This window comes from Ectothiorhodospira shaposhnikovii (assembly GCF_016584105.1).
GTDB lineage: Bacteria > Pseudomonadota > Gammaproteobacteria > Ectothiorhodospirales > Ectothiorhodospiraceae > Ectothiorhodospira > Ectothiorhodospira shaposhnikovii.
On record NZ_NRSM01000006.1, the window covers coordinates 1 to 12,418 of the forward strand.

Consider the following 12,418-nt stretch of genomic DNA (forward strand, 5'->3'; position numbering starts at 1 on the left):
CAAACCCCATCTCGTGGAGGCACTCACTATGTCGCTGGCTCAGGAATGGATGGATCGCGGCGAAGCCAAAGGGCTCCAGAAAGGCATTCAACAGGGGCTTCAACAGGGCCTTCAACAGGGCGAGGCCCAGACCCTGCTGCGTCAGATCGAGCGCAAATTCGGCGCCCAGGCCAGGATGCACTGCCAACAGCGCGTCCAGCAGGCCGATGAGGCTCAGTTACTCCAGTGGATCGACAACATCCTCACCGCTGAACGCATCGAAGATGTCTTCCAGAACGATGCCTCCCTCCAGTAGTAATCCGCTGCTGTCCACAACCCGGCCACGGATCTGGCCGGGAAACCCATGGAGGGAACCATGCCCCGCCCCCGCTGTGAACAGATTTCGCTCACCGACACCCCCTACTACCACATCATCTCGCGCTGTGTGCGGCGCACCTTCCTCTGCGGGCAGAGTGCGAGGCCTGTCCCCACCCCCTCTCCCTATTCCCCCCTAATCCAACGACTCAGCCGACTCCTCAGGTCGTACAGCCTGGCCTCGGTCACTGACCCCATTTGCCCCAGCAGCAACGCACCGTCCAACACCGCGACACGTGATAGCCGAAAGACACTGGAGACCTTGAGGCCGGAGGCCGCGAACTCCTCAGCCTCCGACCTCAACACCCAGTCGAGACCTGCCTCCGTCTGATGCAGGCGAGAGGAAATCATGCAGACGAGCCAGTCGTCACGGGCGTGATCGAGCCGCCGCAGCAACAGCACTGGCCTCTTCTTGCTGTGGGTGAGATCGGTGTAGGGGAAGGGCATCAAGGCAATATGACCGGCACGCTTCATTGCCAGCGTTCCTTGAGGTCATCCTCAGAGTAGAGATCAGGCTCCTCCTCCAATCCACGCGTCGCTTGCTCAACACTTAGGGCGTGAAACTGCTGATCTGACCAGTCGGTCTGCTCAGCGTCCTTCTCATCACTGTAGCGCTGCTCCAGGAAGGCAACAAAATCAAAAACCTCCTGCTGGCGAGCGGCCGATAGACGACTGACTTTAGCAATGAGTTCTTCAAGCTGCATCGCTCTTACCCCATAGAAGCCCCGTTACCGCGATCAGGGTAGCATAATGCCCGCTGGCTTCTCTCTCTGTGGCCCCACCCCACCGACAGGGCCACAGGATGTCCTGACAAAACAGATACGACCCGGCATCCCGTTTGCCTTCGAGGATTATCTCGCCCTGGTGGACTACACCGGGCGGGCCATCGACCCGAGAAAGAAAGGCGCCATCGCCAAAAACACGCAAGAATGCCTGTCCCTATCTCCCCTCCCGGCTTGGCCGGTCCTCCGCCTTGGGGTAACCTGTCTGGAACCCGGCCACGGACCTGGCCGGGAAACCCTGGAGGGAACCATGCCCCGCCCCCGCTGTGAACAGATTTCGCTCACCGACACCCCCTACTACCACATCATCTCGCGCTGTGTGCGGCGCACCTTCCTGTGTGGACAGGATCATGCCACCGGCAGGACTTTTGAACATCGGCGGCAGTGGATCGAGGATCGCATCCGGCTGCTGGTGTCCCTGTTCGCCGTGGATGTCGCCGCCTATGCGGTGATGTCCAACCATTACCACATGGTCATCAAGCTGGACCCGACCCAGGCCGAGTCCTGGTCCGATGACGAAGTGCTGCGGCGCTGGAGTTGTCTGTTCAAGGGGCCGCTACTGGTCCAGCGCTATCTTGCCGGAGAGTCACAGGAAAGCTACGCGCTGAACCAGGTGACGGAATTCGCCCGGTGCTATCGGCAACGGCTGGCCAGCCTGAGCTGGTTCATGAAGTGCCTGAACGAACCCATCGCCCGGCAGGCCAATCAGGAGGACGGCTGTACCGGCCATTTCTGGGAAGCGCGATTCAAATCCCAGGCCCTGCGCACCGAAGCGGCTTTGATCAGTTGCATGGCCTATGTGGATCTCAACCCGGTGCGGGCCGGGATGGCGGATACACCGGAGGCCTCGGAACATACCAGCATCCGGGAACGGATCACGCCGAGGTTCGATCTGGCCCAGGCGGTGCGTGAGCAGATGCAGATGGACGCCCTGCTGCGATTCGACGGGCCGGCGAAGCCGCTGCTACCGTTTGAAGGCGCATTCGCCGAACGGGAACAGCCCGGCATCCCGTTTGCCTTCGAGGATTATCTCGCCCTGGTGGACTACACCGGGCGGGCCATCGACCCGAGAAAGAAAGGCGCCATCGCCAATACCCTACCCCCGATCCTGCAGCGGCTGGGATTCACCCCGGATCAGTGGCTGGCACAGAGTACTCAGTTCGAGGCCCTGTACCGGCAACAGCGACGACGATCAGTGGCCTGACGGCTCTCCCTCTCCTCCCTCTCTCACGGGTGTTCCACGCTGCGGTGATGCACCGGGGATGCCCCCTGCCCGATGATCATCGACCAAGGCAGATATCGCGGGGCAATCAGGGGATGACCGGGGGTAAAGGCTCGAAAAATGGAGAAAACACGAGAAAAGCGGGCTTCACATAATGGCTAAATATGCGAACCTCCGACTAAAACACTCAAGAGTGCCTGTCTCTATCCTCTCCGGCAAAAAAAAGCGAGCCCCCTTAGCAGGGGGCTCGCTTTTTTACATCCTAAGCCAAGTTCATGGCTGGAGCATTTTGCTCCAGCCATGAACCAAAGAAGGGCTTAGTTAGGCTCAACGCGGTGACGGAAACCACCACCATACTGGTTGAGGCTGCCGGTGGCAGTCTGACCTTCATTGACGAACTGGTAGGCAGCAAAGCCGATCGCGGGCAGACCATCGCCAGCACGGTTACCACCAGGCACCACATCCAGCGCCATGTCGATCCAGCCGGCGGTATGGTCACCCACAGGGATCACACCAACGGTCTGCTGCGCACCCAGCACATCAGACTGGGTAACGGCACCACCCTGGCCCTGACGAATGCTGAACACGTTGGCTTCCCAGCACAGGTTCAGACCTTCGGTGACACCGGGGATACCAGGGGAGAAGCCCAGATCCGGATCGGTGGGGGGCACGAACTCCAGTTCTTCTCTATCCCACACTTCAACGCCGATGGCTTCGCAGGATTGAGCAGTGGCGTAATTGAAGTTTTCACCAATGGGGTTGATGCCAAAAGGTGCTACCGCAGCAGCCACTGCGCCGGTTGCCGAGTTGAAGGGACCGGAGACGTGATAACGCTTGGTCGGCAGGGTCACCACCCAGTCAGTTGCCGCGCCCAGGGCGGGATCCACAAAGAACTCGTTCTGCAGAGCCACAGCGCCAAGTGCATCGGTGACGCGCACAATCTGCGCCGTACCACCATTACCAGCATCCAAGGGGCCCATCATCTGGACAGAAATATTGACCTGCGGGCTTTCATTATCGTAGGCAGTACTCAAGGAAGGCAGATCCCAGAACTGCAGCAGATCGCCAGTAGCCACATCCGTCTTCACGAAGACCAAGCCACGATCAGCGGTGGATTCTCTCAGATCCGCAAGTCTGCTAGAACTCTGGGAGAAGAACATCGGCCCCAGCACATCAGCATCAGCCGCAATACCATCAGCCAAATTCTGACTCCGCAGCACCGTCATGTCTGTCCATCGGGATATAGGTGGCATCATCAACATTGATGATCGCGGCGCTACCGAACAGACCACCAGAGGGCGGCTCAAACTGAGCCGACAGGTCCACATCGGCAACCGTGGCAGAAGTCGCGGATGCCAAAGTCCCAACGTAGTTGTTGGGACGCAGGGTCGGGAGCTGCTGGTTCAGATCACGGAAGACATCGCAGTTGCGCGGTACGCCGTCCACGTGCTTGGCATAATAGGAAAGCTGGCTGGTAATACCATCCATAGCCGTCGTTTTGGCCAGGGTTGCCATCTCAATGATTTCCACATAGCCCTCGCGGATACGGGCTGCCGGATCACCACCTTCATAGACATCGGCGTCGAGCAGGGCGACGATCTCGTCCAGGTAGGTGGTCTTCACGGTGGCGCCACTGCTGGCTGCAGTGCTGCCCACGCGACCCCAGGTGCAGGAGGTGTCGCCAGTGACCAGAACGGGGGTACCGTCAGCCTTCTGGGTCAACGCGGCGGACCACACGTCCTTGGGTGACATGTAGACGTGGAAGTCGAGGGAGTCTTCGGAGCCCTTGGCTTCGCGGAAGCGAATCTTCACGGCCTTGAAGTCAGTCGTGGTGTTGACGATGTTGATGTACGTTTCGTTGCCAGCCTCTGTGGTGTAGTAGGGCACAAGCAGCATATTGCCCGTTTCTGCCTTCTCCACCGCATGGGCCGAGCCCATGGCCACCAGGCTCGAAGCCACTGCAGCCGCCAAAATTTTCTTTTGCATCCTACTTCTCCGTTTGATTGCGTTTCAGTACTGAACTAAAAGTTTGGGATTGCGCTTGACAAAATGTGAGCCCGGCATGCCAGCCAGCCCGCACCCGCACCCATTGTACATGATACAAGGCGAAAGGCCACACCCCTCACCGCATCAGCGGCGGGGAAGGTGCCACCAGTCGCCGTCCACGCGGACCCATCGTTCCTCCATGGGCCGCTGGTTCTCGTACGCATCCATGCGGGGCATGGCCACCCGATACGTGAGCATCACCGTGACCGTGCAGGCGTCCTCTTCCTGGCACGTGACGGAACGCACGCTGGCGTCCTTCCAACTGACGGCCCCGCCGAAGCGGGCCCGGTACCGGGGCAGGCTGTTGTTCGCCCTGTAGCCCGGAGTGAGGTAACTATAGGCCTTTTCCAGATCGCCCGCCAGCAGGGCATCACGCCTCTCCTGGGCGCGCTGGGCGACCCGCTCTTCCGCGGACTGTTCCGGAGCCGGTTGCCATCCGGCACAGCCCGTGGCGACGAAAAGCACCATCAAGACGACCAATGGTTTGAACATCGACACTACAACAACCTCCCTTCTATGGCGAATGAGTATCTGGAGATAATTTTGGCAAGTCAAGGGCTAGCCGCCGGTTCTTCAGACGGGTTGTCATTTCCGGCGGGCGGACGGGGGGCATGGCCCGGCAACAGCCCCCGGTGATGGAAACTCTCCTCCAGCCCCTCCAGCCGCCGGCGGTATTCGTCGGTGATGGCGCGGGCCGCTTCCCGGTCGCCGGCCACCCGGGGGGTGAGCAGCACGATCAGCTCGGTGCGGCGGGTTTCGTCCACGCTCTGGCGGAAGACATTGCCCAGCAGGGGGATATCCTTGAGCACGGGAATGCCCCGGCGCAGGGTACGCTGGTTTTCACGGATGAGGCCGCCCAGGACGATGGTTTCGCCGCTCTGCACCGCCACCGTGGACTGGATGTCGCGGGTGGAGATGGTGGGGGAATCAATGTTGGAGCTCTGGGTGGCGGAGACATCGCTCACCTCCTGCACCACCTCCATGGTGACCAGGCCGCCGGCGTTGACCCGGGGGGTGACGCTGAGCAGCACCCCGGTGTCCCGGAACGAGATGGTGCTGGTGACGATGGGGGTGTCGGAACTGGTGCTGACAGACTCGCCGGTGCGCACCGGCACCTGGTCGCCCACCCGCAGGTGGGCGGTGCGGTTGTCCAGCACCATCAGCGAGGGGGAGGACAGCACATTGATGCGTTCGTCCTCGGCCAGGGCGTTGAGCACGGCGCGCACGTCGCCGGCGGCGTCGATCACCGAGTAGTTGAAGCCGGGAAACTGCCGGGCCAGGCTGCTGCCCTCGGCAAAGATGCCCTCACCGGTGCGGCTGCCCAGGTTGTCGCGGAACAGCCATTGCAGGCCGAAGCTCAGTTCGTCGGTGAGGGTGACCTCGACGATGGTGGCATCCACCAGCACCTGCAGGGGTTCGATGTCCAGTTCCGCCAGGATCTTCCTGAGGTTCTCGTAGTCGCCGGCCTGGGCCAGCACGATGAGGGCGTTGTTGACGGTATCGGCCACCACGCGGATGTTGCCCAGTTCGCTCTCCCCCTCCCCCTGTACGCCGTTACCGCCGGGGGTGAAGGCGGCGGTGGTCGTGGTGGTGGGAGACGTGGTGGCGGCAGTGGTGCCGGTGCCGCGGCGTCCCAGTTCGGCGGTGGCCTGGCCGGGGGCCAGACGGGCGCTGTCGCGGCCATCCAGGACGCTGTCCCGCTGGGGAACCTGAACATTGACATCGTAGAGCTGGTTGAGCACCTGGGCGATGGCGGCGGCATCGGAGTTCTGCAGCCGGTAGACATAGACGCTGCGCCCCCGGGCATCGCCCTGGGCACGGTCCAGGCGTCGGATCCAGGTTTCCGCCTCCTTCAGGTAGCGGGGCTGGGGGGTGACCACCATGACCGAACCCAGCCGGTTCATGGGGATGAAGCGGAACAGGCCCGCCAGCGGGCCGTCATCCGCTGCGGCCATGATCTGGCCCAGTTCGCCGGCGATGACCTCCGGCTCGATGTTGTCCAGGGGGAACAGGCCCACGGACATGCCCTGGAGCAGGTCCACGTCGAACAGGTCCACGGCCTCTTCGGCGGCCTGCAGGTCGCGGGAGACGCCGGTGACGATGAGCAGGTTGCGAACCCGGTCGGCCCTCACCTCGGCGCCGGGGGCCATGAGGGGTTCGAGGATCTTCTGCATCTCGGCGGCGGCGATGTATTCCAGGGGCATGATGCGCACCTGATAACCGGGGGGCACGGGACGTCCCACCCGTCCCAGGCGCAGGCGGTGGCCAGCCCGGGCGGCATCCTGCAGACGCAAAATGCGCCACAGATTCTGGTCGGGATCATGGACCATGGCGATGCCGTTCATGTGCAGCACCTGCTCCAGGGTGCTGAGCACGGCGGACTCCGCCAGGGGGCGGGTGGTCTGCAGGGTAACGCGGCCGTCCACGTTGCCGGCGATGGTGAAATTCTGGCCCAGCATGTCTTCCAGCACCGCGGAGAGCACTTCGCGGACATTGGCGTTCTCGAAATTGAGGCTGATGTCGCCGTCGGGCAGGCGCCGAGCCGGGGCCAGGGCGGCAGGGTTGATGAGGCGGCCGGAACCGGGGTAGATCTCCACCCGGCGTTCGGCGGGTTCGGCGGTTTCCGCCTCGGGGCGCAGGGTGATGCGGCGGTCGGGACCGGGAATGGCATCCCGGGCCAGGCGCTCGGCGGAGGCCGGCGGCGCGGTCGGGGCGTCGGGGCGGGGCGCGGGACCGGCACAGCCCGCCAGGACCGCCAGGGCCAGGAGGCCGGCGGCAAGTGCGGTGATGCGGACAGGACTGCGGTGCATGGTGACTCCGGTTGGCATGTGGGTCGCGGGTTCAGTAATCGCGCAGGGGCAGGGTCTGACTGTGTCCGTTGCGGGTGAAACGGACCTGCTGGGTGTCGATGACCTCCAGACGCCAGCCCTGCAACTCATCTCCCGGGCGCAGGCGATGGATCCGGCCCTGGGGGTCCGCCAACAAGGCCAACCGTCCCTCGGGACCACCCAGGACGGCCTGCAGGGCGGCGCGCAGAGGCTCGGGCGGGCGCTGCGGCGGTGCCGGGCGCTCCGCTTCCGCCGGTGCCTCGGGCGATGCCTCGGGGGGGCGGCGGGTTTCGCTGAACAGGGGACGATCGGCGATCATGGCCACCTGCTCCACCCCCGGGCCGGGCCGGGCCTGACCGATCTCCAGGACCGGCGGCGTGCCGATCCCGGCCGCGGTCGGGGCCGGCGGAGACTGGGGGCCGGCGGGCAGCAGCAGCCACTGCAGGATCAGCAGGCACAGGAGGATGGGATGAAGGCTCCACCAGGGCATCGGTGTGTTCCTCTAGCCGTCGGCGGGGGCGCGCATGAGGGCGGCCACCTCAAGGCGGATGTCCAGTACCACCGGCTGATCCGGGGCATTGCGGCGGACCCGTCGGCGATCCGGCTGCAGGCTCAGGTGCTGGACCATGAGCAGGGGCTGGTGGTTCTCCACCGCCCGCAGCAGGGCGGCCAGGGCCGCCATGTCGCCGCCCAGATTGAGGCGTACCGCCACCCGGGTGGCGTGGGGGCCTTCCACCGGACTGAGTACCTGGGCGCTGCCGATGGTGATGCCGTGGCGCTCCGCCAGTTCACTGATGATCTGCTGCAGGTCCGCCGCCGCCAGGGCCGGGGCGGTGCGTTCGATATAGGCGCCGGAACGTTTCAGGGCCGCCTCCAGGGCGGCCACCTCCGCCTGCACGCCGGGCAGGCGCTCCAGGGCCTGGTGGGTGCGCTCCAGACGGTGGCGGCCCTGGTCGATGGCATCGGCGTAGTGACGGTGCTGGGCCACCAGCGGTCCCAGCACCAGCAGGGGCAGCAGGATCAGCGGCAGTGCCAGCAGGGTGGCGGCGAGCAGGCGCTGGCGGTCGGGCGGCAGGGCGCGCAGCCGGGCGGCAAGGTTCATGGGGTCTCCTCCGCGGCGGCGGGCAGGGCCTCGGCGCCCAGGGTGAAGCGCTCCCGGCCATCGCCCCGGCGCTGGACGCTGGCCAGGAACCGCACGTTGGCCAGCAGGGGGCTGTCTTCCAGGGCCTCGATCAGGGCGGAGGCGGCGGCGGAGTCACCTTCCAGATGCAGTTCGCGCCCTTCCAGGCGCAGGCTGGTCAGCCAGGTGTGGTCGGGGAGCAGACGGGTGATTTCCGCCAGCAGTTCGGTGGCGGGCACCTGGGCCTCCCGCGCCCGCAGGGGGGCTTCCAGGGCCTCGCGCAGCTGTTCGCGGCGATCCTGGGCGGCGGAGAGCCGGGAGACCTGGGGCGCGAGGGCGCGCAGCTCATCCAGGTACTGGATGGAGATGGCCCGGTGCTGCCACAGGGGCAGCAGCAGGGTGACCAGCAGGGCCGCCACCAGGGAGGCGACGGCCAGTTGCGCGCGGCCGGGACGTGGACGCCCCGCCCCTGTCTCGTCCCGGGGCAGCAGGTTGAACCAGCGGGACTGGGCCTGCTCCAGGGGCAGCTGTTCGGGGATGGCCCGGCGCACCTCCAGGCCCAGGGTGCGCAACTGGGCCAGGGGTTCGTCCACCCGCTCCCGGGGGACCACCACCAGGGCCACCTGCAGCCTTCCGGCGCTGGCGTCCCGGCGCAGGACTTCCCAGGCATGGTAGACCCGGTTCGCCGGGAAGGGGGTATGGCGGTCCATTTCGTAGCGCAGCACCTGGCCCAGGTTGGCCTCGGTGGCCAGGGGCAGGGTAACGGGGCGACAGAAGCAGGCGTCGGCGGGCAGGATCAACTCCACACCGGTGCGTGGACGGCCCTGGACACGGGCCTGCAGCAGGGATTCCAGCTGTTCGCGCCCGGCTCCCGGCGACAGCCGGCCGATCTCCAGCGGGTTTTCGCCGGGACGCCGCAGGCCGATCTGAAAGCCGCCGTCGGCCAGGGGCCGGCATTGCAGCCGCCCGCGCTGGAAACCGGCCAGCCGCAGCAGGCGCGACGGCAGCAGCAGGCGCAGCTGTTCCAGCCACCAGTCCAGCAACTGGGGCAGCCCGAAGCGGTGCAGGGCATCCTGGGCGGCGGCGATGTTGGGGCGAAGACTCTTCACGGTGTTGTGCTGCGACTCGTTGAATGACCCATGGGGACTTCAGGGGGCCTGCCAGTGGGCGGCGCCGGGGGGTGCATGCCGGGATTCGAGCACCTCGTAGGGGTTGCGCGGGTCGCCGGTAAGTTGCACCGTCTGCTCATACCAGGCGGCCCCGCCTTCGAGCCGGGCCACCGCCCGCAGGGTGTAGACCCCCTGGCGGCCGGTGCTGCCCACCGTGCGACCGGGAAAGGGAGGCGGCTCCCCGCCCTGGGCGCGGTGGAACGTCCGTTCCTGCACCCAGGCCTCGGCATTGCGACGGTCCATGCCCGGCAGGGCGGCCACCACCGGGGCCGGGGCAAAGGCCGGATCGGGCCAGGGGCCGCGGCTGTGAACCGTCACCCAGGGATGGAGGCGGCGGTACAGGTCCGGGTCCATGCCCAGCACCCGCTGCAGTTCATCCACGGCATGAAAGGGCCGGTTGCCCCTGGGCCCCAGGCCGCTGTCCGGATAGGCCTCGGGCGGGGGGGCGTGCAATCGCCGGCCACCGCCGGGGTCGCGCCAATCGGCAATGGCATCCCCCAGGGCCACGGCGCGGGACTCGTCCACCCCCACCTGCATGAGCAGGCCCACCAGTGCCGGCAGCGCTACGGCATTGAGGTCCACCCTGCCCCGCTCGTCCAGCACGGCCAGATGCACCCGGTAGTCGCCAAACGGCACAGCATACCATTGTCCGTCGGCGGTGTAACGGCGCTGGGCGGCGGGCAGGGTAAGATCCTGCAGCGCCAGCCGGGTGGCCCCTTCCGCCACGTGACGCAGTTCCGCCTGATGCAGCAGGTGGACCGCCATCTGGGCCTCCCGGCGCATGGTGACGGTGAAGCTGGTGACGACGAGGGTGAGGATCACCACCACCCACAGCACGGTGATCAGGGCCAGGCCCCGCTGACGGAGAGGGGAAGTCATGGCCCGAACCCCGTTTCGGCGGCGGTGCGGCCGGCCCGCTGGGTCATGCGGGTGTCGGCGTAGAGGACCGGCCAGGGGACGTGAGCGTCCCCTGGCCGGTCCAGGTCGATGCGCACCAGCCGGGGGGGGCGGGTCTGCCCCAGCCAGTGGGGGTGCCAGGCGGCTTCCGGATCACCGGCCCGTTGACCGTAGTAACTCAGCCGCAGATCCCGCACCCCGCCCAGCAGGACGGTCTGTTCCCAGCCGGGCTCGTCCAGGGCGCGGATGGCGTCGTGGAACAGCCGGTGCCCCAGCAGCAAGTGATCGCCCACCCGTTCCAGACGGACCAGATGGAGTCCGCCCCCGCCCCGGTGGGCGGGCATGGCGGCGATGAAATGGAGGCGATCGGGCTCGCCCAGGAACAGGATGTGGTCCTGATGGCCGGACTCCAGGGTGGCGGGGATGGGCACCACCCGCGCCTGGGCCAGGCGGGCACGCAGGAAACCCTGCACCCGGATGATGTCGCCGGCCTCCTCCATGCGCTGATCACCGCTGTCCCAGATGCGCCCCGACAGATGCAGGGCGCTGAACAGGACGGTGAACAGCAGCCCCATGATGGTGACGGCAATGAGCAGTTCCGCCAGGCTGAAGCCCCGCTGCCGGGATGGCCCTCGATCAGCGCGCATGGGGCTGGACCTTGACGGTTTCCAGATAGAGTTCCCGGGGGGGCGAGCCGCCGCCCCAGAACACCCGGACCCCCACCCGGTAGGCGTCCAGGGCGGGACGGGGGTCGCGGCGGGGCTCCAGCCGGGTGGACTGGAGTTCCCAGCGCATGCCACCGGCCGCCTCGCCCCGAAGGGTGCCGGCGTCCAGGGGCAGGTCGGCGCCGGCCCGGGCCAGCAGGCTTTCCGCCGCCAGCAGGGCCTGGCCGTGGTCGCGGCTGCTGTCCGCCAGCCGCAGGCCACCGGAAAGGGCGCTGAGGGCGGTGCCGCCCACCAGGGCGAAGATGAAGAAGGCCACCAGCACCTCAAGGAGGGAAAACCCCCCCTGACCGGTGGCCGCGGGGTGTGCGGGGGTCATGGGTCGAGCACCCGTGCGCGGCCCGTGAGCCAGTCCACGTCCACCACCATATGACGACCGTCACGGCTGAAGGTGACGCGACCGCCGGTGGCGGAGCCGTCCGGGTAGAAGCGCAGCCCGGCCACCCGGTCACTGACCACCTCGTCGCGGCTGGTGACCAGATGGATGTCCACCCGCTCGGGCACCCGCCGGGTCTGCTGCTCGCGGCCGGCGATCCAGTAACGGCCGTTGTCCACGTCCACCAGGAGGACCTGTTCCTGCCCGCTGGACAGGGCGGCGGCACGGACATACCGCAGGCCCGAGGTCATTTCCCGGGCGGCGGCGCGCAGTTCGGCGCCGGGGGTGCCGGCGGCAAAGCGCACCCCCGCCAGCCCGAGCAGGCCGACGGCGATGATGAGCACCACCAGCAGCTCCATGAGGGTGAAGCCACCCTGACGGCGGGGGATGGAACGGGCCATGGCGACGGGAACCGGGGGCTTACTGCCAGCTCACCACATCCTGGTCCTCACCGCTGCCGTCGGGCTGGCCGTCGGCGCCGTGGGTCCACAGGTCGTATTCGCCGTGTTCACCGGGGAAGCGGTACTGGTAGGGACGTCCCCAGGGGTCTTCGGGGATCTGGCGCTTGCGCAGGTAGGGGCCGCGCCAGTTGCGGGCACCGTCCGGCGCGGCCACCAGGGCCTGCAGACCCTGCTCGGTGGTGGGGTAGCGGCCCATGTCCAGGCGGTAGAGGTCGAGGGCGGCGCCGAAGTCCTGGATCTGCAGGCGGGCGGTATCGGTGCGGGAGTCACCCACATAGCGCATCAGCTGGGGGCCGACCAGGCCGGCCAGCAGGCCGAGGATGACCAGCACCACCAGCAGTTCGGTGAGGGTGAAACCACCCTGGCGCAAGGGGGCGCGGCGGGCGGGACGGGGGAGGATGGACATGATGTCTCCTTACTGCTTGCATGGATAAGGCGTTG

Annotated in this window: 15 protein-coding genes and 1 pseudogene; 2 read left to right on the top strand and 14 right to left on the bottom strand. The window is 66.6% G+C overall.

All coding sequences use genetic code 11. From position 1 onward, the window contains the following. Positions 1-295, top strand: a pseudogene (locus tag CKO35_RS04685) (hypothetical protein); the annotation flags it as partial. A 185-nt stretch (positions 296-480) separates the two neighbouring features. On the opposite strand, the gene CKO35_RS04690 reads toward CKO35_RS04685, so the two are convergent. Together CKO35_RS04690 and CKO35_RS04695 are read right to left on the bottom strand one after the other, a co-directional pair. Then, positions 481-828, bottom strand: a complete 348-nt coding sequence (locus CKO35_RS04690) for a type II toxin-antitoxin system PemK/MazF family toxin (RefSeq protein ID WP_200173143.1) — start codon at positions 826-828, stop codon at positions 481-483. Continuing rightward, entirely contained in the window at positions 825-1,058 is a 234-nt protein-coding gene (locus CKO35_RS04695; RefSeq protein ID WP_200173145.1) for a DUF2281 domain-containing protein, read from the bottom strand. The genes CKO35_RS04690 and CKO35_RS04695 overlap by 4 nt, the downstream gene beginning before the upstream one ends. Positions 1,059-1,386: 328 nt before the next feature. On the opposite strand from CKO35_RS04695, the gene CKO35_RS04700 reads away from it, so the two are divergent. Beyond that, positions 1,387-2,340 (top strand): transposase, encoded by a 954-nt coding sequence (locus CKO35_RS04700; protein ID WP_207143493.1) that lies wholly within the window; start codon positions 1,387-1,389, stop codon positions 2,338-2,340. 335 nt (positions 2,341-2,675) lie between these two features. On the opposite strand, the gene CKO35_RS04705 is transcribed toward CKO35_RS04700, so the two are convergent. From CKO35_RS04705 to gspG, 12 genes are all read right to left on the bottom strand, one after another. Continuing rightward, on the bottom strand, positions 2,676-3,584 hold the full coding sequence (locus CKO35_RS04705) for a hypothetical protein (protein ID WP_200173147.1): 909 nt from the start codon (positions 3,582-3,584) through the stop codon (positions 2,676-2,678). Continuing rightward, entirely contained in the window at positions 3,553-4,344 is a 792-nt protein-coding gene (locus CKO35_RS04710; protein WP_200173149.1) for a hypothetical protein, read from the bottom strand. Before CKO35_RS04710 ends, CKO35_RS04705 begins: the two co-directional genes overlap by 32 nt. A gap of 144 nt (positions 4,345-4,488) precedes the next feature. Then, positions 4,489-4,896 (bottom strand): hypothetical protein, encoded by a 408-nt coding sequence (locus CKO35_RS04715; protein ID WP_207143495.1) that lies wholly within the window; start codon positions 4,894-4,896, stop codon positions 4,489-4,491. A gap of 59 nt (positions 4,897-4,955) precedes the next feature. Then, entirely contained in the window at positions 4,956-7,214 is a 2,259-nt protein-coding gene (gspD, locus tag CKO35_RS04720) for a type II secretion system secretin GspD (RefSeq protein WP_200173153.1), read from the bottom strand. Between the two features lie 31 nt (positions 7,215-7,245). Further along, entirely contained in the window at positions 7,246-7,722 is a 477-nt protein-coding gene (locus CKO35_RS04725) for a hypothetical protein (protein ID WP_200173155.1), read from the bottom strand. 12 nt (positions 7,723-7,734) lie between these two features. Continuing rightward, positions 7,735-8,334: a type II secretion system protein GspM gene (gspM, locus tag CKO35_RS04730; RefSeq protein WP_200173157.1), complete on the bottom strand. Its 600-nt coding sequence runs from the start codon at positions 8,332-8,334 to the stop codon at positions 7,735-7,737. After that, positions 8,331-9,461, bottom strand: coding sequence for a PilN domain-containing protein (locus CKO35_RS18315; RefSeq protein WP_200173159.1), 1,131 nt, complete (start codon positions 9,459-9,461; stop codon positions 8,331-8,333). The genes gspM and CKO35_RS18315 overlap by 4 nt, the downstream gene beginning before the upstream one ends. 39 nt (positions 9,462-9,500) lie before the next feature. Beyond that, a complete protein-coding gene (locus CKO35_RS04740) occupies positions 9,501-10,400 on the bottom strand; it encodes a type II secretion system minor pseudopilin (protein ID WP_200173161.1) in 900 nt (299 codons plus the stop codon). After that, entirely contained in the window at positions 10,397-11,065 is a 669-nt protein-coding gene (locus CKO35_RS04745) for a prepilin-type N-terminal cleavage/methylation domain-containing protein (RefSeq protein ID WP_200173163.1), read from the bottom strand. The genes CKO35_RS04740 and CKO35_RS04745 overlap by 4 nt, the downstream gene beginning before the upstream one ends. Next, a complete protein-coding gene (locus tag CKO35_RS04750) occupies positions 11,055-11,459 on the bottom strand; it encodes a PulJ/GspJ family protein (protein WP_200173164.1) in 405 nt (134 codons plus the stop codon). Before CKO35_RS04750 ends, CKO35_RS04745 begins: the two co-directional genes overlap by 11 nt. Continuing rightward, positions 11,456-11,917 carry a GspH/FimT family pseudopilin gene (locus CKO35_RS04755; protein WP_200173166.1) on the bottom strand — a complete coding sequence of 154 codons (462 nt, stop codon included), beginning with the start codon at positions 11,915-11,917 and terminating at the stop codon, positions 11,456-11,458. The genes CKO35_RS04750 and CKO35_RS04755 overlap by 4 nt, the downstream gene beginning before the upstream one ends. 19 nt (positions 11,918-11,936) lie before the next feature. Then, complete coding sequence (gene gspG, locus CKO35_RS04760; protein ID WP_200173168.1) at positions 11,937-12,383, bottom strand: type II secretion system major pseudopilin GspG; 447 nt, start codon at positions 12,381-12,383, stop codon at positions 11,937-11,939. Between the last annotated feature and the right edge of the window lie 35 nt (positions 12,384-12,418).

Coding starts and splice junctions, on each gene's coding strand:
- CKO35_RS04715 (WP_207143495.1), bottom strand. CDS start 4,896: ATGTTCAAACCATTGGTCGTCTTGATGGTGCTTTTCGTCGCCACGGGC.
- gspG (WP_200173168.1), bottom strand. CDS start 12,383: ATGTCCATCCTCCCCCGTCCCGCCCGCCGCGCCCCCTTGCGCCAGGGT.
- CKO35_RS04745 (WP_200173163.1), bottom strand. CDS start 11,065: ATGCGCGCTGATCGAGGGCCATCCCGGCAGCGGGGCTTCAGCCTGGCG.
- CKO35_RS04740 (WP_200173161.1), bottom strand. CDS start 10,400: ATGACTTCCCCTCTCCGTCAGCGGGGCCTGGCCCTGATCACCGTGCTG.
- CKO35_RS04695 (WP_200173145.1), bottom strand. CDS start 1,058: ATGCAGCTTGAAGAACTCATTGCTAAAGTCAGTCGTCTATCGGCCGCT.
- CKO35_RS04725 (WP_200173155.1), bottom strand. CDS start 7,722: ATGCCCTGGTGGAGCCTTCATCCCATCCTCCTGTGCCTGCTGATCCTG.
- gspD (WP_200173153.1), bottom strand. CDS start 7,214: ATGCACCGCAGTCCTGTCCGCATCACCGCACTTGCCGCCGGCCTCCTG.
- CKO35_RS04755 (WP_200173166.1), bottom strand. CDS start 11,917: ATGGCCCGTTCCATCCCCCGCCGTCAGGGTGGCTTCACCCTCATGGAG.
- CKO35_RS04690 (WP_200173143.1), bottom strand. CDS start 828: ATGAAGCGTGCCGGTCATATTGCCTTGATGCCCTTCCCCTACACCGAT.
- CKO35_RS04700 (WP_207143493.1), top strand. CDS start 1,387: ATGCCCCGCCCCCGCTGTGAACAGATTTCGCTCACCGACACCCCCTAC.
- CKO35_RS04710 (WP_200173149.1), bottom strand. CDS start 4,344: ATGCAAAAGAAAATTTTGGCGGCTGCAGTGGCTTCGAGCCTGGTGGCC.
- gspM (WP_200173157.1), bottom strand. CDS start 8,334: ATGAACCTTGCCGCCCGGCTGCGCGCCCTGCCGCCCGACCGCCAGCGC.
- CKO35_RS04705 (WP_200173147.1), bottom strand. CDS start 3,584: ATGACGGTGCTGCGGAGTCAGAATTTGGCTGATGGTATTGCGGCTGAT.
- CKO35_RS04750 (WP_200173164.1), bottom strand. CDS start 11,459: ATGACCCCCGCACACCCCGCGGCCACCGGTCAGGGGGGGTTTTCCCTC.